This is a genomic window from Lentibacillus amyloliquefaciens (assembly GCF_001307805.1).
Taxonomy (GTDB): Bacteria; Bacillota; Bacilli; order Bacillales; family Amphibacillaceae; genus Lentibacillus; species Lentibacillus amyloliquefaciens.
Window position 1 is genome coordinate 1,471,816 of record NZ_CP013862.1, and the last position, 22,780, is coordinate 1,494,595.

Below are 22,780 nucleotides of genomic sequence, written 5' to 3' on the forward strand. Positions count from 1 at the left end.
TCCTTTCGTGGATTCTTTTAAATCACGGATAAACAGGTGCGAATGCAAGACCTGCTTTCTCGTCAATACCAAACATCCGGTTCATATTTTGCACGGCCTGACCTGATGCGCCTTTGACAAGATTATCAATCACCGAAACAATCATGATCCGGTTCGTGCGTTCATCAAGCGTCACTGATAAATCACAAAAGTTAGACCCGTAAACTTCTTTCGTGCTCGGGTATGTACCCTCTTCTCTAACTCTCACAAAATAGGAATCTTTGTAACTTTCCTGATAAAGATCCGTTAATTCCTTCGCTGTCATACCATCTGGTGCTTGTGCATACATCGTCGTCATAATGCCACGGGTCATCGGAACAAGATGCGTGCTGAACGTGACCGCGCCTGCTTCCGGATTCAAGCGGGCCATTTCCTGCTCAATTTCCGGCGTATGCTGGTGGGCAAAAACTTTATAGATTTTAAGATTATCATTCATTTCAGTAAAATGTGTTACCGGTGTAGCCTTTTTTCCTGCACCGCTGACACCTGTTTTGGCATCAATGATGATGGATTCAGGGTCAGCGATATTTTGTTTCAGCAATGGCGCCAGACCAAGCAACGCAGCCGTTGGATAACAACCGGGGTTAGAGATCAGCTGTGCTTCAGTGATATCTTCTTCAAGCCATTCGGTCAAACCGTACACCGCATTTTCCAAAATCGCTTCATCAGGCGCTTTCTTGTTGTACCACTGTTCATATTGCTTTGTATCCTTCAGTCGGAAGTCACCTGACAAATCAATGACACGGCTGCCTGCATTGACTAACTCAGGGACGAGTTCAGATGACACGCCTGATGGGGTTGCTGTGAATACAACATCCGCATCCCGGGCAATTTTTTCCGAATCAATTGCCTCAAGTTCCATTCCCGAGACAGTTTCTAAATGCGGGTAGCTTGCTGTAATTGATTCACCTTCTTTGCTTGATGAATGAAACGAGTGAAGGGTAAAGCTGGGATGCTGCTGCAAAAGCCGGATCAGTTCCGCTCCGCCATATCCGGTTGCGCCGATAACAGCTGCTTTCATAAGTCATTTTCGCCTCCTGCAGATTTATTATTTCTCCCTATTATAAAATGTATAATTATAATGTCAAGTGTATATTTATAAATTTTTATGATGAGAAAAAAAATACACGCTGTGTTAAGTAAACAGCATGTACTGCTAAGTTTAGAAATTATCTTGGGTTTTCACTTCTTTTTCTTGCCCTCATAGATGTTAATCCAATCATCTGCTGTCATTTTAGAAACCAGTTCCCCAATAAGCTGATAAGGGATTTTTTTTGGATTTGTAAACCGAATACAGCTCTTACCCATATTTAACTTTGTATCCATGTGGTTGGGATATTCTGTTTGGAACCAGTTTAGCAATTCATCATCTGCATACATTCCCATATGATAGACAGCGATATGTTTTTTTTGGGCTGCGATACTGATAAATGGCAAAGGGGTGTCTTTTTTGCCTAAATACCCGTCCGGATAGACAGCTAAAGGGATCACATAAGATGGCATCCCATATTGCATGTCCAATGCAAAACCGTTTGGGATGTTCTGATCGACCACCTCTTTCAGTTGAATAAAAGCATCTTTCCATTTAGTTTCCACGTTATCGAGATACTGATTGACGTCTGACATTTCATCACCTTCCTGTCGATTCACACGTATTTTATCATTTTAAATCGTTGTTCCCATTTAGTATACCTATCCTGTTTTCCGGCGATAGACAACAAGCGTGATGGCATTTAAAAGAATCGTAACGACAAGCAGAACCGTTGAGGCAAATACCACAGCCCCGGTTGTGTCCATAAGAGCGGACCAATCTTCAATCTTCACCAAATGATAGTTATAGTAAATCTGAAAATATAGCGAAACAGCACACGCACCAAGGCTTATGATGGAAAAAGCTGCCCAATGCCTGTGGTTCGCTTTATCCTGCCGCATGAGATTAACAACGGGAAGTATCCAAGCGATTAATCCAAGTGCGAGACTTGCAACATTAAGTAAACCAATCATGTCCCATCCCCCTGTTTGGGTTGTTTGTTCAGTCTTCAGCAACTCTGCTCAGTATAATTCACTATACCCGCTTCCCTCGACCACTTCCTTAGCATCCAGTTTTGTCCAGTCCGTTATAATTGTATCAGGATTGTTTTCGATAAAGCTTTCCGTAATTTGGTAACCTATTTTATAATTCGACCACCTTGGAATATCTTTAGCTGGATTTCCACGAGAAAAATCATTAAAGATATTTTGATCCGTTGATTCAGCGTGAGTGCTCAATTCTTCTAAAACCACAGCTTCTGCATCTTCGGACAAAGGCTCAGTCCAAGACACATTTATATCAGGATAGATAATGCTCGCAAAGGAATCCGCCTTTCCTTCTGTTATGACTGAATCCAGAACACTGTAGACGCTTTGTTCACCGTTATGAAAAAAATTAACAGTATGGTGGTATTCATGAGCCACTGTATACTTCAATGTTTCTTCAGAATAAGAAGGGTCAATCGATAGCAAAATGTCGTTTTCTAAATACGTAACGCCACCTACGCCTTCCAGATTATCAATCGTAAACCAGTCTTCAGGATTGACCGGGAAGACATAAAAAGTTGTATCTGCACCGGACAGAAGCTCAGCGGATTCTGATACAGCTTCCTTAATTTGTTCATTGATTTTATCTTGATTTTCAACAAGCTTATTCGTATTTTTCTCCAGCTGTTCAATGTCTGAAGTCGGTGACAGATAGTTGCCTAATGTTATATAATCGAGTGAGGACGTTTCCTTAAAAGGGTCAAAGACTTCTTTTGTATAAACTTCATTATTATCCAGTTCAGTGTTCTTCTCCATGGAATCTATGTATTCAAGCACTTCGTCGTAAAAAGGAATAATTTTAAAATCCTGGCCATCATGTGAGAATTGATAGGTCGTATAGGATGGCCCATTCTCCTTATCTTCTTCTTGCGTTTGTTCATTACCGCCAAAACACCCTGCACATACAATTAATAAAATAGATAAAGTAATGATTCGTTTCATTCATTCTGCCTCCCTGATGTTCACAAGCACTCTATAATTCTGACGTTTAATATCAAAAGATTTTCATATGAAATAAGAATAATAAGTTCCAAATGTTATTAAAAAACTGCCCGCAATAAATAACAATAAACCAGCATCAATTGCCGTCATATTGAATTCAAACGGTCTGACACCACCAGCATCCTGGCCGGTATCACCTTTCACATATGCATTAAATTCATTATTTTCCTGGTGAATATATAGTGAAAATAACCATTTTATCCCAAATATAAGAATACCACCCAAAAAGATGATATCAATCAATTTCCAACCAAGGATACGTGACACACCCCACAACAAAAGTGCTTCAACAACGATCGTCATTAACACAATATAGAACTTTTTCAAGATATCTCCCCTTTAGATGGCGTGTGCTCGAGTGATGTTTCACTTGTTAGTTTTGAATTCGGGAAAACAGAAGCATAAAACGGCGCCGCTTCATTCACCTCCTTGTCAAACAACAAATGCGGGATAATGGTTTGACTGGTTTTAGCCATCATTAATCCTCCTCAAATTTTACCAAAAATTAAAACGCATCCAACAATCAATACGTCTATATTTTCACAAAGTTTCAATTCTTAATAAAAAAGATGGATTATTGTGAAAAAAGCGGAAAAGGGACCATGACAAAGGGGCAAAGTGTCCGACACTCTGCCCCTTTTTTCAATCAAGCACTTTCTTTGTGCACAACGGTCGTCCGTTCATTGCTTTTCACCGGTGTCATATTGAACACAATATTCAAGGTGATCGCCGTCACACTGCCCGCTACGATGCCGTTGCTCGTCAGGATTTGAACGCCTGACGGAAATTGCGCGAACAACTCAGGCACCGCTGTCACACCCATGCCCATTCCGACTGAGCAAGCGACGATCATTGAATTGCCGGGTGATTCCGAGATCACGCCGCTCAGCATTTTTATCCCCTGTGAGATCACCATTCCGAACATCGCGACCATGGCGCCGCCAAGAACGGCGGTCGGGATAATCGTTGTCACAGCTGCAATTTTAGGGATGAATCCGAGTGTGACAAGCATGATTCCGGTAATGAAGATAACTCTTACTGATTTCACGCCTGTCAGCTGCATCAGACCGACATTTTGTGAAAAGGCCGTATACGGAAAAGCATTGAAAATCCCGCCGAGGAAAACAGCCAAACCTTCCGCGCGATAGCCTCTGGAAATATCGTCCTCCTTCAGCTCCTTATCGGTCATATCACCCAGGGCGAAGTAAACACCTGTTGATTCAACCAGTGATACCATCGCCACCAGAATCATTGTTAGAATAGCGGACCACTCAAATGTCGGCATCCCGAAATAAAAAGGGTGCACCATATGGAAGAAAGAAGCTTCGCTAACGGCAAAAAAATCAACTTTTCCCATGAAGGCTGCCGCAATCGTGCCAGCCGTCAAGCCAATCAATATCGAAATCGACCGGGCAAATCCTTTTGTAAACCGGTACAGCAATATAATAAACAACAATGTGCCAAAAGCGAGTGACAGATTCGCAGCCGAACCAAAATCAGGAGCGCCTTCACCCCCGCCCATATTATTGATGGCAACAGGGATTAACGTGATTCCAATAATGGTTACAACCGTTCCTGTCACAATCGGCGGGAAAAAGCGGACCATTTTGCCAAAGTAACGGCTGATGAAGAGCACGAATAGACCTGAAACGATAATTGAACCGTATATGGCTGTTATTCCAAACTCACCGCCAATAGCGATCATCGGCCCTACTGCTGTGAATGTACAGCCAAGCACAACCGGAAGACCGATGCCAAAATGCCGGTTACGGATAACCTGCAGAATCGTCGCAACCCCGCACATCAGAATATCAATCGCAACAAGATAGGTTAACTGTTCAGACGTGAGTCCAAGCGCTTCCCCAACTATTAACGGGACCAAAATCGCTCCAGCATACATGGCCAGTAAATGCTGTAAACTTAACGCAGCTGTTTTCATCATATGATTGCCTCCTCGTCTTGAAACGTGATGCGGCCATTATCCAGCGATGCGATGGTTGCCAGTGACTCGACGCGTATACCGCGTTTCTCCAGCATGGCCACGCCTTCCTGGAAACCTTTTTCAACCACAATGCCTATGCCTTCGAGTGCCGCACCGGTCTGCTCCACCAAATCAGCCAAACCGAGTGCCGCCTGGCCGTTTGCCAAAATATCATCAATAATCAGCACGGTATCATCGCTGTTAATATAATCTTGAGAGATCGATATTTTATTTGTTTTTTCTTTCGTATATGAATAAACATCAGCGGAATAAAGACCTTCATTTAACGTGAGCGATTTCCGTTTGCGTGCGAATATCACCGGAACCCCTAAGCTCAACCCCGTCATGACAGCCGGCGCAATGCCTGATGACTCCAATGTAAGAATTTTTGTTATGTTTGACCCCGCAAAGCGCAAAGCAAATGCCTCGCCAATCGATTGCATGAATGCCGGATCCACCTGATGATTCAGGAAGCTATCCACTTTAACGACCGAATCGGATAGAACCTTTCCTTCTGTTAAAATCTTCTGTTTGAGTGATTCCATTGTGATCCCCTTTCCAGGAATAAAAAAACCCGAAAAACAAGCTCCCACTCAGACTATGAGGAAAGCAATGTTTTTCGGGTTATCGACAACGCTATGCACATCAGCATATATTATACGTCTAAATCCGAACATTAAACAAAAGGGGCTCGATGCCGGCCTTTTGTTCCCGCTCCCTTTCATAGTCGGTTCATTTACGGTGAACCGGTAGAAACTTGCAGGCCGTATTCCTGCGATTATATGAAATAAGCTATTGAATTGGTGACTATTATAGCATCTTATACAGAAAAAACAACCCCGAAATTTTTGAGTCCGGACAGAGATTCTTACATTCTGTCGCGTTTGACATATGCGGAAAAGTCGTGTAAATTAAGAAATAGACGAACGATATAAATTAAACTATTATTAATATTCGTTTTTAGGAGTGTGACCATGGAAAATGTATTTGATTATGAAGATATTCAATTAATTCCGGCCAAATGTGTTGTAAAGAGCCGTTCTGAGTGTGACACGACCGTAACCTTTGGCGGACATACTTTTAACCTGCCTGTTGTGCCTGCCAACATGCAGACGATCATTGATGAAAAAATTGCACGCCACCTGGCTGAAAAGAATTACTTTTATATTATGCACCGTTTTGAACCCGAAACTCGGATCGATTTCATCCGCGACATGCAGAAAGACGGGCTGATCGCTTCTATCAGTGTTGGTGTTAAAGAGGATGAATACAGCTTTGTGAAGCAGCTTGCTGACAAGCAGCTGATACCTGAATTTATTACAATTGACATTGCCCACGGCCATTCTGAAGCCGTCATCAATATAATCCGACATATTAAAAAACATCTGCCGGAAAGCTTTGTCATCGCCGGAAACGTCGGCACACCAGAAGCAGTACGGGAACTGGAACATGCCGGTGCAGACGCAACAAAAGTTGGTATTGGCCCCGGAAAAGTTTGCATCACCAAAATGAAAACCGGATTCGGCACAGGGGGCTGGCAGCTGGCTGCACTGAAATGGTGTGCCAAAGCCGCGAGCAAACCGATCATTGCTGACGGTGGTATCCGCACACATGGCGACATTGCCAAATCAATCCGCTTCGGTGCATCAATGGTCATGATTGGCTCCTTATTTGCCGGTCATGAAGAATCACCAGGCAAAACGGTTGAAGAAGACGGCAAACGCTATAAAGAATATTTTGGCTCGGCCTCGGAATTCCAAAAAGGCGAAAAGAAAAATGTGGAAGGCAAGAAAATGTATGTCGAGCACAAAGGCTCACTGAATGATACACTGACCGAAATGCGGCAGGATCTGCAGTCCGCTATCTCTTATGCTGGCGGTGCCGAGTTGCAGGGTATCCGTTATGTTGATTACGTTGTCGTGAAAAATTCAATTTTCAACGGGGATCAGGCTTATTAGAACGCCGTTCATCGGTAAAATCCCGAAGTTCACAACTTTTTCCCCGAAGTTAGCGCAATAAATTCTATTACTATCCCGCGGCTTTATCTGTTAAACGATGAAAGCTGCGGGATAGTTTGTCTTTTAGAACGTTCTATTTAACAACAGGTCTCCCCTGTTCATCCGGGGTCATATGATGGCTCCCTTTAAAAATCTTCACACACCAAAGATTACTGTGCCAATTAAATGGTAAAGTATTGGAATTAGGAACAAGATCATGTTTAATACAATTCCGGTCAACGATAGTTTATCCTTATTCAATCTATATGCCGCTAAACCGATTACAGCGCCTATTGGACAAAGGATGATGGGCATTAGGATTAGCAATCCCGAAAATTCACCTATCGCAACCACACCTGCAAAAAAGTTTATGATCAATACCATTAATAAAAAAGGGATCAGAACGGAAACTGCACCCAGAATGTGGCTAAGTTTAATGATAAGTACCCCCTCCTCCCTCATGTTTATCTACTGCCGGTTTTTCTTTAACACACCTTCTTCAGGGAACATGCCTTCTCAAGTGATGCTATCTTGTAACGGCATCCCTATTCGAATAATAGTCATTTAATATGCCACTCAAACCATCGTCCGTGGCCATCAGTATCCCCGATAGTTTGATTGAATTCCACACCATCCAGAAAATAATTAAGATGAAGTTGCCTATCCCACATATTATTATAGATATGAAAAACATCTCGATTCTGTCCGATATTTTTTATCTTCCCTAAGAGTTCGTGTTTTGCATCATCCGGTATCTGATTTGCAACGTGTGTATGGAAAATACAGATAGCCGTATCTTCTGGGCGTGTTTCCACAACGTCTTCAAGAAGAGCTATTCCATCTCCCTCAATAAGTTCTACCGGATTATCTTTTAAACATTCGGCAGCATTTTCAAATAACGCCAATCGATTTTGGTGCTCCGGCCAAATAAGTGATTTTAACCACAAATAATCTTCAGAATTTCTTAAGTCACTTATATATAAGTCCAACCCAATTTTTGACGCGACAGGAGGGCTTTCAAGTGGTAATGAGGGAGTATTCTTCCCCTTAATCTCGGAGGTTATATGAACACGTGAGGATTTATCGCCAAAAATTTGATCAGTGCCATATGTATAACTGTACTTATCCCACAAAAGCTGAAGTCCGGCGCTTGTTCCAATTTCAATAAGGGATAAAGGTTTCTTCGTTTTATGATAAATGTAAGAAAAAACCGGATAGAGGTAAGCACAACGCCTGACCTCATTGGTCTGAACCAGCTTGCTTCTTAAAATCGAAACAATCTCATCTTTATAAGCACGGCAAAATTCCTTAAAGCAGACAAAAGTGCCGCTGTCTATGTTTTTTGGAGAATCGACCCGACTTGGATAATACGTTTTTAATGGATGGTCGCTGCCTTTCAATAAAAGATAATGAACCGCTCCAAACAGTAGATTTGGAACGGGCTGTCCATTTTGAGCAGCTGAACACAATTCAAGAATTTCATCATCTTTTGAAATTTTTAAAGATAAGAATTCATAGAGTTCACTTGAATCCTTACATTCCATGTTTGCGAAGTTATAAAATCGTTGGGATAGATGCAATGTGTTCATTCAATTCCACCTTTACTGTTTAACTTCTTCAAAATTTTTCATATATTTTAACACAAACATTCTAGCATTATTTCCAGCATACCCAAATTTATAAACCAAATGCTTCAGCCAGCAGGCGGTATGAATGCACCTTAGCTTCAAAATCATAGATGTTGGTGATAATCATAAATTCATCGGTTTGATAATACTCGCCAAGCCGCTCCAATTCGGCTTTCACCTGATCCGGTGTGCCGATGACTGTCCGGCTGCGATTTTTCCGGATGATATCCAGCTCTTCCTGTCGGTACGAACGTTTCTTGACTTCTTCAATCGATGGCACCTTTATATCCGATCCTTTTCCAACGTTCAGCAGCCATTTATCCTGACTGATGGCCAGTTCTTCCGCTTCCTCTTCTGTATCGGCACAAACAACGAAAATACAGACGGCTTTAACCGGCTGATTAAAGTCGGGTGACGGCTGAAATTGTTCCCGGTAAGTTTCCATGGCATTTTTTCCTTTATCCGGGCTGATGAAATGACCAAACACAAACCCTGCACCAACCTCAGCAGCATTGACGGCACCACGTTCAGACAGCCCGAGCACCCACATGGGCGGAACGGTTTTCGTTCGTGGTGCAGCTTTGACCAAACGATACGGATGGTCTTTCGGGAGTGTATTATGTAAAAACCCATGCAAATCCTGCAGCTGACGCGGAAATTCCTTCATGCTTTTATTAACGCCATCAGTCAGTGCCATGCGTGTATCCTGCGAGCCTCCGGGGGAACGGCCGATCCCGAGATCAATCCTTTCCGGAAACATCGCTTCAAGCATTTTGAAATTCTCGGCCACTTTATACGGACTGTATTGCGGCAGTAAAACACCACCGGAGCCGACACGAATGCGCTCCGTTAACGATGCAATCCGGGCTATTAATATTTCCGGTGATACACTTGCCAGCCCATTGGTATTATGATGCTCTGCCACCCAATAGCGTGTATAACCGAGTTCTTCGGTTACTTTTGCAAGCTTCAATGTATTATTCAATGCCGTTTCAGGGTCAGACCCCCGTGAAATCGGCGACTGATCCAGTACGCTCAGTTTCATACAGGCGTTATCTCCTTTCAAATCGTGTGTTGCATATGTCCATCTTCTCATAATTGCCTGACAAACTGAAAAAATCAGTCCGGATTATTTGCCCGGTGATACATTATAAACCAATGACGTCACTCCTTTTCCAAGTTCAGGGTGCCGCTTAATTAAAGTGTTTGACCAGACTGAATTGACCCGGCTTCTGCCGATAGCCTAATTTTTCATTTAGGGACAGCATCGGCGCGTTTTTCGAGTCATTATGTGTTCGAATATACGTTGCACCATTTTGCAGCGCATAGTCAATAGCTTTTACTTTGATCGCTTGAGCAAGCCCACTACCGCGGTATTTACGGCTAACGCCAGTCATGGAATTATAATATGTTGTATCCGTTTCTTTGATGATCATCGACAGCGCAATCCACTGATGGCCATCGACCGCCAATATAAAACCGTTCTTATCGACATCTTGTGTCAATTGGTTCATTCGATCATTATCCGGAAGGGGTTGATCTGCCATTCCGGGAATATCAGAGACAAGCTCCCGCCAAAAATTCCAAAAACGATTATGAGACACTTCATCTTGCGGATATTCTGCCAGGCTCGTAAACCGGATGCCCGCTGAATTCAGCGCCTTGAAGCTTGCGTCAAATTGACTTGTATCGAATTCTGTAATAGATAACTGCGACTCGAATGTCTGACTGGTTATACTGAAACCTCTTTTTTTAGCCCAGTCAAGCGACCTTTCATCCGTATCTTTTATACTGGTTTGTAACGAATCAGCCCCGTGTCTTTCTGCCAAAATTTCAATCTCATCCAGCATCCGGCTCCCGATGCCATGACTCTGCCATTTAGAATCAACGTTTATGGTCACCTCAGCATACCCGGGCTTCAATACCGGATCCCAGGCGCCCATCACAAACATGCCAAACCCGATCATGTTTCCTTTCGCCGTTACCATGCCAAATTTATGTAAAATGGTTTCGCTGTCCGCCTTCGCTTCATAGCGTTTAATCGCATCTAAATCCGGCGTCTCTTGACTCCGATTATGTACGTTTGCTGCATAATTGCTTGCCGTTAAAGGGATCATGTCGATCTCCACCTAAAATCACACCCTCCTTAATTTTTTCCATTATATTTAATAACGTGTGTCAACTCCAGTGGCTTTGAATGTTGCAACCTCTACTTGGGTACTCACATGTTACTAATCCGTAAAAGTTTGTCACATAACACCCTTTCTTTACCAGTCAAGTCAGAATTTGCATGTTTTTATTCTTTGGAAATCATTCCCTTGATCATCGCAAACATAGATCAATAGAATGCTGAGAGCGACTCAAGCGGAGCAACCATTTTTTGGGTCATGTCAAATCATATTACATTCATTAAACTCTTAGTTGTGAACTTTTCAATTAGGAGCATTCCTGTAATGAAAAAATTTGAGGAGAAATCGGTGTAAATGACAAGTGCATAAAAAAAGTCCCCTTGGTACGATAGAGAGTGTCATCGCGGTGACCTCGAATTTAGTACCGAAGGAGGACTTCTACAATGGATTTTACACAAAATAATCGATTAGCGCAAATCAACGAACAAACACTGATTATCGGGGTTGATATAGCGAAACGTAAACACGTGGCCCGTGCGATAGATGATCGGGGACGAGACCTCGTCAAACGACTGGTGTTCTCCAATTCGCTGCAAGGATTTACAGACCTCATCGAATGGGCTGAAAGCTTGTCCAATGAATACGAGCGCCCCAACATCATCATTGGAATGGAACCAACCGGTCACTACTGGCTGAATCTAGCCTATCACTTGAAAGCTCGGGCTATTCACGTCGTTGTCGTCAATCCGATGAAGGTCAAACGGTCCAAGGAAATGGATGATGATTCCCCGACTAAAAATGATACAAAAGATGCCAAAGTCATTGCCCAAATCATACGTGATGGCCGTTATCATGAACCAACGTTACCGGAGGATGTGTACGCTGAATTGCGCGAAGGCATGAAACTCTATGACATGATCCAAGAGGATATGTCCTCGGTCAAAGCCCAAATGCATAATGCGCTTGATCGCTACTTTCCAGAGTTTCTCGATGTCTTTAAAGACTGGACCGGTAAAGCTGCCCTCCATCTACTGACGAGAGGCTATATGCCGGAAGATATTCGTGAAACGTCGGAAGACGATTTACTTTCAGACGTCAAACAGGCTGCCAAACGTGGGGTTGGCATCAAGCGCATCCAGGCATTGAAACAGGCAGCTGAAGACAGTGTTGGCCTTACCGTGGGATTACGCATGGCACGTCAGGAAATTCACTATTTAATTGATCAGTATAAGGCTCTTGAAGAACGTCTTATCGCTCTTGAAGCACAACTCGAAAAACTTGTTCTTCACATACCCGGAGCTGATCAGATGATAGCGATCAAAGGCGTAAGTGCCATAACAGTGGCCGGTTTCTTCGCTGAAGTTGGTGATTTATCGAATTATCGGGATCCACGCCAAATCATTAAATTAGCGGGACTCAACTTAAAGCTGAATCAATCAGGTCTGTTCAAAGGCCAAACGACGATCACCAAACGAGGACGAAAGAGGCTGCGAAGCTTACTTTATCAAGTGGCACGGCCATTATCCCTGCACAATGAAGGGTTTAAGCAATTGCACCATTATTATCGTCATCGGTCCGATAATCCGCTGACAGGAAAACAATCGTTTGTCGCATTAAGCCGAAAACTCATCAAAATCTTTTATCTATTAGGGACACGGAAGTGTACGTTCAGTGAAGAGCGCATGATCCGTGACATCCCAATGATTTCGACATTACAGGAAGCCGCTTAACAAGACGTACAGCTATCGTTTTTGAGCCATCTTTTGACAATTGAAGCACGGATTAGCCGGTCGATATTTCATCCGTTAGGGCATAGACCCACCATAGGAGCATTTCCGGCATCCACCATGGTCAGGTCGAACGAAGGAATTTGCGCGCATAGACGCCGAGAGACATGGGAGGGTCCACCGCCATGTAAACGTGGAGATCCAAGGTGCGATCATAAGATTGATTATCCATTTAATGGAAGTCATCCATTAATGCCTATTCGGCTTAACCCGCCAATTCCATATTTATCCTTAAATGTCATTAAAAGGATTTAAGACCGCTATGGACTTCAATTGATCAAAAGAAATTTGGAGAAAAACGAAGCATTTCTAAGAAAATATTAATTTATTGAGGGAGGTCAATCAAATGAACAAATTAAATAGATTCTCAATTATAGCAATACTTTTCGGTCTGATTGCATTCCCGGCAGGAGCAGCCGCACAAACTTATTCAGTACAGCAAGGCGATTCGTTTTACACGATAGCCAAAAATAACAACCTGACGTTAGGAAACTTGCAAATCGCAAACGAACGCTCAGGCAGTCAGCTAAAAGCGGGCGAAACCATCACGATTCCTGATGCCGTTTCCACTGAGGGCAAGGAATTGATGGCCAAGCTCGTTCATGCCGAAGCTAAAGGTGAACCATATGAAGGTAAAGTAGCCGTTGCGACAGTCGTTTTAAATCGCGTCGATTCAAGCGAATTTCCTGATACAATAAAAGATGTCATCTATGAAAAAACCGATGGTGTCTATGCTTTTTCACCGGTTAAAAACGGCGCAATCAATAGTGGCTATGACGCCAGCGACATGAAAGCAGTCAATGAAGCGATTGCCTTCAGAGGTCAGGGAATGGGCTCATTATATTTCTATAACCCGGACAAAGTCGAAAGCGATAATTGGATTTTCTCACGTGAAACGATTACAAAGATTGGTGATCACCGATTTGCAAAATAGAAATCGGCGGATAAGCTGATTTCACTCTTGGAAAAACTCAGGCCTAGCTTCGTCTTATAGCGCGTGCCGAAGTTTTTCTTATAAGTTCAACCATAATTTATGCTTTCTGACGTTACGTTGTTAAAAAGCTGAAGAACGTCATGATGACGCGCTTCAGCTTTGTACATATGCCTCAATCGATTGCCTTTTATATTAAAACGATTGAAAGGCATCATAAAGAAAATGCATGCCATAAAGTGGAAATAGCGTATAAATAAACAAAGTAATCGGCTTGCAGAGCCAAAAGTAAAGAATAAATTTTTTTAATGAAAGCTTGGTTAAACCGGCAATCAAACAGATAAAATCATCCGGGAATCCGGGAAAAATCATCGAAATCCAGAAAAATCGTTCAAACCGCTTCCCCTTATTCACCCAGCCGATATATTTTTCATACGTCTCTTGTTTGACAAAATAACTTGCAAACCCGCGACCAAACCGCCGCGCCAATAAAAAATTGGCCAGTGAACCGAGGAAGATACCGACGATATTCAAAATGGACCCCAGCCCAATCCCGAATAACATCACACCAACCACTGTTGACACATTGCCGGGCAACACCGGAATGACGACCTGAACGAAGGTTAAGCCCAAAAAGGCAAGAGGCGCGATACTGCCGAACCCTTCAACCCAGCTTTGCACACGGTCGGGATTATTGAAAAACCCGCTTTCAATAATAAATAAAGCAAATCCGATTAACAGGAGAATCCCGGCAATCGTTGTTATTTTAACAATTGGTTTTTGATAGTTTATAAGTGTTTTCTTTAGATGACTCATGCCAGCACCAGTTTCTTTCAGTTTACTTCGATATCATAAAATATCAGTAAAATAAGCATATCATATAAAATTGCCGGGATAAAAAAACCGGCACTGGAAAATGTTCTCGAAAATGTGACCATTGAGAGGTCGTAAACAATATTAATAAAAAAGAAAAGTAAAGTCCTTTATGTTTGCTATTATCGTAGTTAACTTTCCCCTTTTTCCTCCCAAAGCCTGACGCGTTCTTCAAAACTCACTTCCTGATGTAATTGATGCAGCATCCATTGATAGCCGAAAAGATCGTTGAATATGGCATTTGACACGCCGAAATCAGCTAGCTCAGTCACTGGCTGCAATTCAGTACAGCCTTCATTCATTGCCCTGGAAAAAGTTCCCTCGATGTCAGGGACCATGATATTAAACCAAATTGTTTGAGGGTTCTCAGGGTTTGGTGCTTTTAAACCAAATTCGGGATTTTCGTCCAGCATATGAAAACGGACACCGTATAAGGTGAAAATAACTTCATTTTCACCCTTAGGAAAATCTGTAACCTCAACACGCTCGATATCAAATATTTTTTCGTATAGTTCCAGCGCTTTCAAACTGTCTGTCACAATCATATCGATTTCTGTACCGACCACTCCGCCTGTTGTTTGCTCATTTTTTTGTTCATTCACTATGTGCACCGCCTTTCTGAGTCACTAATTCCATACACTGTTATTATACCACGTTTTCCTCATAATAATGGCCATTGTGAGAACGAACACGCTGTTCGATTAGCTTGACACGGTCAAAACGAATCAATTACTTAAGTAACGCCCTTAACTCTTCAGTCATCTGTTCAACTAATTCAGGCCTTCCATGAAACTGAGCAGGTGTGTTTTGAAAAAGCTCAATTCGCCAATCATTACCTTTCTTAACTGCAACTAAAGTTTGATGCGCATTGAATTCAGGTTCAATATCTGTTTTCCCAGGAGGAACCATCCCTGCAATGGCGTGTAAAATGGCGGCATCAGATCCCAATGAACGTATATTTTTAATTTTGGTGATAAAAGGCGGTGTTGGATGCTGTTCAAAGATAGGCTTTAGGTGCGATAATATTTCCTCCTGTCCAATTATCTTACTGCCGTCAAATCCAATTTGGACGCCCTGTTCTGTGAATTGTTCAGCCATTCCTTGGGCATCTCGGTTATTCCAGGCATTGATTAACGTCTGATAAACTTCATGAACTTCATCATGCACCGAAGCATTCATATACAATTCCTCCTGAAAAATAATAAATTTGTTTTACCTATGTTTATAGTCTAAACCAGGATACGATGAGCATAAGCAACATTGTTTCAGCTTCATTTTCAACTTTTTATTCCGCCATACCTTCGCTTTCGTTGCCGGTATTCTTCCAGCGCCAGCAGAAATTCCTTCTCGGAGAAATCCGGCCACAACATATCTGTAAACCAGAACTCGGTATAAGCCAGCTGCCATAACAAAAAATTGCTCAGGCGCTTTTCCCCGCCGGTGCGAATAAGCAGGTCCGGCTCCGGCAAACCGGATGTATACAAGTATCGTGAAAATTGCTGTTCATCCAGCTCATCCAGTGACAATTTCGCCTCGTTTATATCCGCTATCATCGCTTTCATAGCATAGAGTATCTCGTGTCTGCTTCCATAGTTAAGGGCCATGTTGAGCTGAAGCCCATCATTTTCCCTGGTACGGTCTATTGCATATTGCATCGCTTCTCGTGTATAAGGTGGCAGTTGCTCCATATCACCGATTGCCTCAATACGCACATTATTTTCGATAAGATCTGGAAGGTATCTATGAAGAAACGCCTTGGGAAGCTTCAATATATATTCGACTTCAGGCTTGGGCCGCCGCCAGTTTTCGGTTGAAAATGTATAAAGTGTTAATACTTTAACCTTATATTTGATGGCTGCCTTAACCCCCTTATGACAGCGGACACCCCTTCTTTATGGCCCGAAACTCTGGGCATGCTGCGCTTCCTCGCCCAACGACCATTACCATCCATTATAATGGCTATATGTTCCGGAACATAGCCGGATGTTTTCGATTGTCTATAATTGAAAAAAGGCATTTTCATTCTCATTCCCCCGACATTTTGTTAGTCTATCCTATTACACATCTCCCTTACCCAAAATGATTTTATTTCGGACTTAAGACGATCCGCATATCGACGTTTGTCTGTTATGAATCATACATATCATCATCACTTCGGTGTTCCAAAATATCTCCGGGCTGGCATTCTAGAGCCTTACAAATCGCATCCAGCGTTGATAATCGAATTGCTTTTGCCTTGCCATTTTTTAAAATTGACAGGTTCGCCATTGTGATTCCCACCTGTTCCGAAAGTTCTGTTACACTCATTTTTCTTTTTGCAAGCATCACATCAACATTGATTATAATTGCCAATTGTTTCACCTCAGACCGTTAAATCATTTTCGGTTTTTATTTTTATCGCTTGTTGCAAAAGCCTTTGGAGAACAGCAGCAAAAACTGCAATCACAATCGGGGCAAAAACGAGCAGCATACCAACCACAATCACACCCGGGGCATCGTCCATCTCTGCAAAACCATAAAAAAGCGGCAATCCGATGACATACAAACCGCTGATTGTGATAGCACAGTACTTTATCATTCTTAACGCTCTTACAGATAAATCCGAGAATGCATTGTTGTTGTCAATATAGCTTAACAGCTTAAATGTATGATATAACACAACGTAGAAGGGGATTGCCGTAGCGTACATAATCGTTAATATGCCAAGTATCACATAATCCCAGCCAGATAGGCCTGCTACTACATTCCTGACTATCATAGGTACAGTAAATAAGATAAAAGCAAGAACCGGAGCTCCGATTATAAAAACAGCGATCTTTAAAAAAATCGTTGACCTTCGCCGCATGAAAAGCACCTCGTTTATTTATTTTTCCAGGTAATCGTAACATGTTATTTATCGTATTACAATATATTTTTATCCTATTACATTGTACATGTGTCGATTTAGACAAAAATAAAAAGCATTCCTTCTAATAGAAATGCTTTAACTAACAACCATTCGCTTGATCATAAATACAAAGGAACCACTGTCTCCCTCCAGAAATAATACTTGTGACCCTAATATTCGAGATAAAATACAAGACAATCAATTTAATGATCTACACTTCAATCTCTTAAGTTAAAAATAAAATTCAACATCTGTTTCCATCGCCCATTCATGAATCTCCCAGTTCCTTGCACCATTTATGATGTAGGGATCTTGTTTTAAATAGGATGTGGCTTGAACCAGACTATCCGCTGCATAAATCACCAGTCCCCCGGAACCGTCTGTAAATGGGCCGTTCATCAAAATCTTTTTCTCATCGCGCATTTGCTTTAGGAATGCCAGATGCTGCGGACGAAATTCCTTACTTTTTCCCTCATCTTTCATTGGCAAAAAAACAGCAAAATACTTCATTTAAACCGACTCCTTTGTTGTATTACTATTCTTATATTTTGCGTGGTCACACAATAGCCTGTTCGCATCTGCAAACTTATCTCTGTCTAACTATTTCGACACAGGAGAATTTAATTCCTACATAATAAGCGCAATTCTTTTGGTGGAATTGCGCTTGCTTGCCAGATACGTATGTAACTGAAAAAATCAAGCAATCATCATGGAAACAAAAGTTCGTATATATTATAATGACAAAATGCGGTGTTCACGTTTAACTTAAGAGCTTGCGGAACTTATGGAGAAGTAAACGTTAGAACCCGCTTCACTAATCAGGCCACATGCTATTCATCCAAAATCTCCCGCGTTTTCTCAAGGATTTCTTCATCTTTCAATCGGAATTTAAATTCCACTCTCCGTGAAGCATCCGCACTGTAATTGCCGGATTCATCCGTGCGAAAGTCGGTATAAGACCTTCCGTTCACCGTTAATTTGTCCTCCAAATGCTGTTGAATGTTTTTATACGGAAAATCGTCACCAAGTATATAAGCGGCAACACTATGCGCCCTTTCCTGTGACAGATCCAAGTTATATAAATAGCTCCCGTCGCGATCCGTGTGCCCTTCGATGATTATTTCGGCAATATAATCCTCGTATCCGCTTTGCAATAAAACATCCAGATACTTCGGCACAAATTCGTCCAAAAATTGAAAGGAATCAGGCTTTAGTTCGGATTCATTATATTCAAAGAGAATTTCCGTATTAAAAATAATCGCACCTGTCTCCTCATCAACTTCAATGCCCATGGCTGAATCACTGAATTCATTCTGTAAATTATTGACAAGTTCAGACCGGACACCCATAATCTGATCGATCGTTCGCTTCATCTCTTCAATTTGCAGGGATTTAATCACCATCATCACAATGAAAATTAAAATGAAACATAACAAAATAATTGTCAGCAGATCGGTAAACGATGGCCAGAAATGACTTTCCTCCTGTTCTTTTTTAAACAGTCGCTGATATTTACTCGTCATGTTGCATCAGGCCCTGTACCATTATGTCCACTCTGCCGGTCAAGCGTATTCAGCTGCTGGTTCAGCCCTTGTATCTCACGTGTGAGATCCTGAATCATTTGCTGAGTGTAACGCGCATTTGATTGCTGAATGTCTTCGGATAAACGCCGTATCTCCTGGAATTCCCGCTTGATGTCATCATTCGTTTTGACCATCGAATCATTCATATTCCGGGCAACCTGATCAAGCTTGTCCCCCACTTGCCTCTCCATAGCCGCCACGTAATTGGATAGGGTGTCCTTTAAAACACCAACACTTGCTTCGATCTGGTTTTCCCGCTGATTAATGGTATTGTTCATCTGTGAAATCGTCCTGTTTATCTCATTGATCAGCTCGTTATTCTGCCTGCCCATCTGTTCATACGTACGTGTTGCGTCTTGCACTTGTCTCTCAAAATTTTGCGATTGTTCGTCATGCGCTTTTAAATGACGATTAAACGTCCGGTTGAAATCTTTCAGCTCATCAAAGCGGTCTGTCAACAGATACTTATACTCAGCCTGTGTCTGATTAATTACATCCAACGCTTCCGGCAGCCGAGCGATGGAGTCTCCCATTTTATCAAAGTCCTTGGATAGCTCACTCAAGTTCGAAATAATCCCTGTCAATTTCGAACTAAGGTCGCTTCCAAAAACTTGTTTAAATTCCTTATTATGCGCCTCCATTTTTTCCGCCAAGTCATTATTTTTTTGCGTTATATTTTCAAACGCGGCTTGAATCGACGTTTGGCCTTCCATGATGGACGACGTAAAGGATTTTAATTCAGCAACCGATTCCTCGAAATGGTTCAGCATATCGATTTGACTTGCCGTAACTTCCCTCACGCGTTCATACGTATTTTCAAACGCTTTAGCCAGTCGCTCATTTTTCCCGTTCATCTTTTTAAAGTGAGAAAACAGTGAATCAAAGTTGTTATTCAGCTTTGTAGTCGACTCACCAAATCCATCTGTCACGTCTTTCATATGATGGAACAATTCCTGGAATTGCTCCAGATTGTTTGAGAGCCCGTCATTAAAGTTTGCTAAATCCTCTGCTGATTGCTGTAGACTGCTTGTATAGTCCTGAAAACCTGAAAAGGCATTCTCAATCCCGATCAAGGATTTTTGGTTTGTTTCCTGAAGACTCCCAATCGAATCGTTAATGGTTTCTGACACGTCAATCAGCCGGCTGATTCCATCAGGACCGTTTCCTTCCAAGTTGGATTCTGCCTTTAACATGATATCTGTCAGCATATATTCCGTGTTAAACACTTTAATAAGGACCGTCATTATCAGTGACAGCCCCATGCCGGCAATACTCGTGTAAAATGCCACATCAATCCCCGACAGTACCGAAGCCACATTTTCCACCAATTGGCTGCCCGTTGCATTGATGCTGCCCAACGATATCGTCAGACCAATAAATGTCCCTAATACCCCAATCAATATGAATACAGAGACCGTCATCTGCACTATTTTTATGAGACTGACAACCGGCACGTTAAATATGCGCCATCCGGAAAATTTCTCTTGTACGAAGGTTTCAGGCTTCACCGATTCCTCTTGCTCGCGCCTGACAAATTGCTCTTTAAAATCCTCGAGCGGCTGAATATCCATCCGGTTCGTTTGATTCAGGTAATCTCTGATGCGTTTAAGTTTCATAAATATGGTAAGATGAACCAGAAGTGTCAGGAAAAAGCCGACGAACAAAACCATAAAGATCAATTCGATGATTGGATTTGCTAAAAGCGCCTCTGCCTTTTGCTCGCTTGCAAACAGTTCCAGAATGAATTGGACCATTCCTGCTCCCCCTGTTAAGACCTTTTGTTTATAAGTATTCAGGGCTTGGACCAATCATGCGTGTTTAGCCGTAAGAGTTTGATGCAATACAGCAGGGTCATTAGACCTTGTTTTCGCCCCCTTCTTTGATCAGGCGAATGGATTTATCAACGCCTTTATCTTTATCCATTACTTCCGAGCCCGCCTGAATAATGGCGGCTGTATACTGATTCACCATATCTATTCGTTCGCCTCCTAAGCGCTCATAAGCCAAAATAGAGCCTCTTTGTAATTATACCAGTATATTGGCAGATTGCTTATATAAAAAAAGCTTCACCTGACGTATGGCAAAGCCCTTTAAAGTTAATGGTCAGTTAATTTGGAACAAGGGGCCCGTCCCCTTTGTCCCAATCTATTGCTGACCAATTACTTTTTTAAATCTATAAATATCCTTTTCGTTCTCAAAGTTTTTCTCAGCAAGAAGAGCCATCCCGTCTTTCATTTTGCTGAACCCTTCATCCATATCTTCCTGCATCTGATCAAATCGGTGGTCTACTTCCTCGAATCTGGCATTCATCTCTTCCTGCATTTGGTCAAACCGCTCATCAATCTTTTCAAACCTCTGATCCACGTCTTCAAATCGCTTATCGACTTTTGCAAATCCCTCATTCACCTGAGCATGTAATTCTTTTATAGCCTGCATGATTTGGTCATTTTGTTCATTCGACAATGTAACCCCTCCCCTCTCTTAGCTTCATCCTTTTTCAGCGAACAATTTAAGTTATAAATCTTATTATAAACGCTCCAGCCAATATCGTCTATAGACTAGAAAGTTTCGGGGCAGGCAGCCTCTATGAGTTGCCGTCTGTTTTTCCAGTTGAAGTCACCGCATGTTGCCGAGATTCACAATTAACCGCCCTCGGGGCTCGCACCTCTCCCCCTTTGTCTCAAAATCGATAAAAAAACAGCATAACATTCACGGTTATACTGTTGGTTTCCCCTATTTAATGGAAACTGGGGAAGGAAGCGGGACAGAGTTCCGGTCCCTTCTGTCTCAACTTCACCTTGAAACAAACGCATTCCCATCAATCCAAAAGCGCCATGGGTAATGTTTTGCCTCTCCTGAGTTTTCAATGCCTATTCTGGGACCTGAGGCAATTTGGGAAGCTTCCACTATTTTTCCGCCAGCAATCCACAGTGGAGATTGATCAAGTGCGTGCCCATAATCATCCATTGTGATTCCAAGCGATTTCGTTAATTTCCCGGGGCCGTTTGTCCACTGTTTTTTTGTTTTTGCTTTGGGGCGTCTTAGCTCCATTAAATCCTCACCCGCACATGGCTCAATACCTCGAACCAATACCGCTTCCGGATAACTGATACCTCCGCTTACCACATTAAACAGACAATATGTATGCATTGTATAAGTATACGCGTGCCCCGGTTTTCCAAACATAATTTCCGTTCACTTTGTCCGCTTGTCGTTAAAACTGTGGGCGGCGCGATCGTCTGGCCCCATATAACCTTCCGTTTCAACAATAAAACCAGCAGCAATCCCATCTTCTGTTTCTTTCACTAATAATTGACCCAGCAATGACTGTGCCAGCTGAAGTGTCGGCTGTTTATAGAATGACTGATCCAAAGGTTCTGTTAAAAGATGCAACGATTACGCCTCCTTGTCAGGCTGTCCTGTTTAAGATTCTTGATTGAGGTTAGACTAAGAAAAAATCGAAAAAGGATCTGTTTTATGGAACTTGATTTAACCTGGATGACTTTCATCATGTTGTTACTTGCCAGTTACCGGCTGACACATTTAATTGTGTTTGATAAAATAACTGAATTTATCCGCAAGCCCTTTTTAACAAAAAAGAAAATCTCACAAAATGAAACAAAAACGGTACCCAAATCCAACATCGGTTACCTTTTGACCTGTTACTGGTGTGCTGGAATATGGAGTGCGATATTTCTCGGTCTGATATATCTGTGGGTTCCTGATATAGCCAAGTATTTAATCTTTATTCTGGCAATTGCCGGCGGTCAGGCAATCCTGGAGTCATTTGTCGGTGTGAATATTAAACGCACTGCGTTGTATGACGAGGAAGCAAAAGAATTGAAATAAGTATCTATTGGCCTAAAG

At 42.1% G+C, this 22,780-nt stretch carries 25 protein-coding genes, 2 pseudogenes and 1 riboswitch; of the genes and pseudogenes, 4 read left to right on the forward strand and 23 right to left on the reverse strand.

Annotated elements, in window-relative coordinates; translation table 11 throughout:
* Window positions 1–22: 22 nt before the first annotated feature.
* The 8 genes from argC to AOX59_RS07455 form a co-directional block, all read right to left on the reverse strand.
* Window positions 23–1,060, reverse strand: a complete 1,038-nt coding sequence (argC, locus tag AOX59_RS07425) for an N-acetyl-gamma-glutamyl-phosphate reductase (RefSeq protein WP_068444023.1) — start codon at window positions 1,058–1,060, stop codon at window positions 23–25.
* 161 nt (window positions 1,061–1,221) lie between these two features.
* Window positions 1,222–1,689, reverse strand: coding sequence for a DUF1801 domain-containing protein (locus AOX59_RS07430; protein ID WP_335338782.1), 468 nt, complete (start codon window positions 1,687–1,689; stop codon window positions 1,222–1,224).
* A 42-nt stretch (window positions 1,690–1,731) separates the two neighbouring features.
* A complete protein-coding gene (locus AOX59_RS07435; RefSeq protein WP_068444033.1) occupies window positions 1,732–2,043 on the reverse strand; it encodes a hypothetical protein in 312 nt (103 codons plus the stop codon).
* Between the two features lie 48 nt (window positions 2,044–2,091).
* Window positions 2,092–3,057 (reverse strand): DUF2268 domain-containing putative Zn-dependent protease, encoded by a 966-nt coding sequence (locus AOX59_RS07440; RefSeq protein ID WP_068444035.1) that lies wholly within the window; start codon window positions 3,055–3,057, stop codon window positions 2,092–2,094.
* 63 nt (window positions 3,058–3,120) lie between these two features.
* Complete coding sequence (locus AOX59_RS07445; protein ID WP_068444038.1) at window positions 3,121–3,444, reverse strand: hypothetical protein; 324 nt, start codon at window positions 3,442–3,444, stop codon at window positions 3,121–3,123.
* Complete coding sequence (locus AOX59_RS19155) at window positions 3,441–3,596, reverse strand: VOC family protein (RefSeq protein WP_237049388.1); 156 nt, start codon at window positions 3,594–3,596, stop codon at window positions 3,441–3,443. The genes AOX59_RS07445 and AOX59_RS19155 overlap by 4 nt, the downstream gene beginning before the upstream one ends.
* Window positions 3,597–3,763: 167 nt before the next feature.
* Window positions 3,764–5,056: a nucleobase:cation symporter-2 family protein gene (locus AOX59_RS07450; protein WP_068448197.1), complete on the reverse strand. Its 1,293-nt coding sequence runs from the start codon at window positions 5,054–5,056 to the stop codon at window positions 3,764–3,766.
* Window positions 5,056–5,643: a xanthine phosphoribosyltransferase gene (locus AOX59_RS07455; RefSeq protein WP_068444039.1), complete on the reverse strand. Its 588-nt coding sequence runs from the start codon at window positions 5,641–5,643 to the stop codon at window positions 5,056–5,058. The genes AOX59_RS07450 and AOX59_RS07455 overlap by 1 nt, the downstream gene beginning before the upstream one ends.
* Before the next feature lie 159 nt (window positions 5,644–5,802).
* Window positions 5,803–5,904: riboswitch (purine riboswitch) on the reverse strand.
* Window positions 5,905–6,072: 168 nt separating this feature from the next.
* Between AOX59_RS07455 and guaC the strand changes: the two genes are divergently transcribed.
* On the forward strand, window positions 6,073–7,056 hold the full coding sequence (gene guaC / locus AOX59_RS07460; RefSeq protein ID WP_068444042.1) for a GMP reductase: 984 nt from the start codon (window positions 6,073–6,075) through the stop codon (window positions 7,054–7,056).
* Between the two features lie 599 nt (window positions 7,057–7,655).
* Here the strand turns inward: guaC and AOX59_RS07470 are convergent.
* From AOX59_RS07470 to AOX59_RS07480, 3 genes are all read right to left on the reverse strand, one after another.
* On the reverse strand, window positions 7,656–8,684 hold the full coding sequence (locus tag AOX59_RS07470; protein WP_068444049.1) for a DUF2332 domain-containing protein: 1,029 nt from the start codon (window positions 8,682–8,684) through the stop codon (window positions 7,656–7,658).
* An 88-nt stretch (window positions 8,685–8,772) separates the two neighbouring features.
* The gene (locus AOX59_RS07475; protein ID WP_068444052.1) at window positions 8,773–9,768 is read right to left on the reverse strand and encodes an LLM class flavin-dependent oxidoreductase; all 996 of its coding nucleotides are present in this window, start codon (window positions 9,766–9,768) and stop codon (window positions 8,773–8,775) included.
* Between the two features lie 148 nt (window positions 9,769–9,916).
* Complete coding sequence (locus AOX59_RS07480; RefSeq protein ID WP_156418654.1) at window positions 9,917–10,852, reverse strand: GNAT family N-acetyltransferase; 936 nt, start codon at window positions 10,850–10,852, stop codon at window positions 9,917–9,919.
* Between the two features lie 443 nt (window positions 10,853–11,295).
* Here AOX59_RS07480 and AOX59_RS07485 point away from each other — a divergent pair, with 443 nt between their 5' ends.
* Together AOX59_RS07485 and AOX59_RS07490 are read left to right on the forward strand one after the other, a co-directional pair.
* Window positions 11,296–12,582: an IS110 family RNA-guided transposase gene (locus tag AOX59_RS07485; protein ID WP_068444058.1), complete on the forward strand. Its 1,287-nt coding sequence runs from the start codon at window positions 11,296–11,298 to the stop codon at window positions 12,580–12,582.
* 403 nt (window positions 12,583–12,985) lie between these two features.
* On the forward strand, window positions 12,986–13,573 hold the full coding sequence (locus AOX59_RS07490; protein WP_068444060.1) for a cell wall hydrolase: 588 nt from the start codon (window positions 12,986–12,988) through the stop codon (window positions 13,571–13,573).
* 192 nt (window positions 13,574–13,765) lie between these two features.
* Here AOX59_RS07490 and AOX59_RS07495 read toward each other — a convergent pair whose 3' ends face one another.
* From AOX59_RS07495 to AOX59_RS07545, 12 genes and pseudogenes are all read right to left on the reverse strand, one after another.
* Window positions 13,766–14,386: a TVP38/TMEM64 family protein gene (locus AOX59_RS07495; RefSeq protein ID WP_068444062.1), complete on the reverse strand. Its 621-nt coding sequence runs from the start codon at window positions 14,384–14,386 to the stop codon at window positions 13,766–13,768.
* Between the two features lie 188 nt (window positions 14,387–14,574).
* Complete coding sequence (locus AOX59_RS07500; RefSeq protein ID WP_068448199.1) at window positions 14,575–15,009, reverse strand: VOC family protein; 435 nt, start codon at window positions 15,007–15,009, stop codon at window positions 14,575–14,577.
* A gap of 163 nt (window positions 15,010–15,172) precedes the next feature.
* On the reverse strand, window positions 15,173–15,622 hold the full coding sequence (locus AOX59_RS07505) for an SgcJ/EcaC family oxidoreductase (RefSeq protein ID WP_068444067.1): 450 nt from the start codon (window positions 15,620–15,622) through the stop codon (window positions 15,173–15,175).
* Window positions 15,623–15,720: 98 nt separating this feature from the next.
* Window positions 15,721–16,472: pseudogene (locus tag AOX59_RS07510) on the reverse strand (isoprenyl transferase).
* A gap of 98 nt (window positions 16,473–16,570) precedes the next feature.
* Window positions 16,571–16,795: a helix-turn-helix domain-containing protein gene (locus tag AOX59_RS07515; RefSeq protein WP_068444070.1), complete on the reverse strand. Its 225-nt coding sequence runs from the start codon at window positions 16,793–16,795 to the stop codon at window positions 16,571–16,573.
* Between the two features lie 10 nt (window positions 16,796–16,805).
* On the reverse strand, window positions 16,806–17,288 hold the full coding sequence (locus AOX59_RS07520) for a DUF2975 domain-containing protein (RefSeq protein ID WP_068444073.1): 483 nt from the start codon (window positions 17,286–17,288) through the stop codon (window positions 16,806–16,808).
* Window positions 17,289–17,561: 273 nt separating this feature from the next.
* The gene (locus AOX59_RS07525) at window positions 17,562–17,840 is read right to left on the reverse strand and encodes a YciI family protein (RefSeq protein ID WP_068444077.1); all 279 of its coding nucleotides are present in this window, start codon (window positions 17,838–17,840) and stop codon (window positions 17,562–17,564) included.
* A gap of 320 nt (window positions 17,841–18,160) precedes the next feature.
* On the reverse strand, window positions 18,161–18,853 hold the full coding sequence (locus AOX59_RS07530) for an OmpA family protein (protein ID WP_068444080.1): 693 nt from the start codon (window positions 18,851–18,853) through the stop codon (window positions 18,161–18,163).
* Window positions 18,850–20,667 (reverse strand): MotA/TolQ/ExbB proton channel family protein, encoded by a 1,818-nt coding sequence (locus AOX59_RS07535; protein ID WP_068444083.1) that lies wholly within the window; start codon window positions 20,665–20,667, stop codon window positions 18,850–18,852. The genes AOX59_RS07530 and AOX59_RS07535 overlap by 4 nt, the downstream gene beginning before the upstream one ends.
* Window positions 20,668–20,767: 100 nt before the next feature.
* Window positions 20,768–20,920, reverse strand: a complete 153-nt coding sequence (locus AOX59_RS19560) for a hypothetical protein (RefSeq protein ID WP_156418655.1) — start codon at window positions 20,918–20,920, stop codon at window positions 20,768–20,770.
* Window positions 20,921–21,058: 138 nt separating this feature from the next.
* Entirely contained in the window at window positions 21,059–21,376 is a 318-nt protein-coding gene (locus AOX59_RS07540; protein ID WP_068444084.1) for a hypothetical protein, read from the reverse strand.
* 330 nt (window positions 21,377–21,706) lie between these two features.
* Window positions 21,707–22,306, reverse strand: a pseudogene (locus tag AOX59_RS07545) (DNA-3-methyladenine glycosylase).
* Between the two features lie 84 nt (window positions 22,307–22,390).
* Between AOX59_RS07545 and AOX59_RS07550 the strand changes: the two are divergent.
* Window positions 22,391–22,762: a DUF1360 domain-containing protein gene (locus AOX59_RS07550; protein ID WP_068444092.1), complete on the forward strand. Its 372-nt coding sequence runs from the start codon at window positions 22,391–22,393 to the stop codon at window positions 22,760–22,762.
* The last annotated feature ends 18 nt before the right edge of the window (window positions 22,763–22,780 follow it).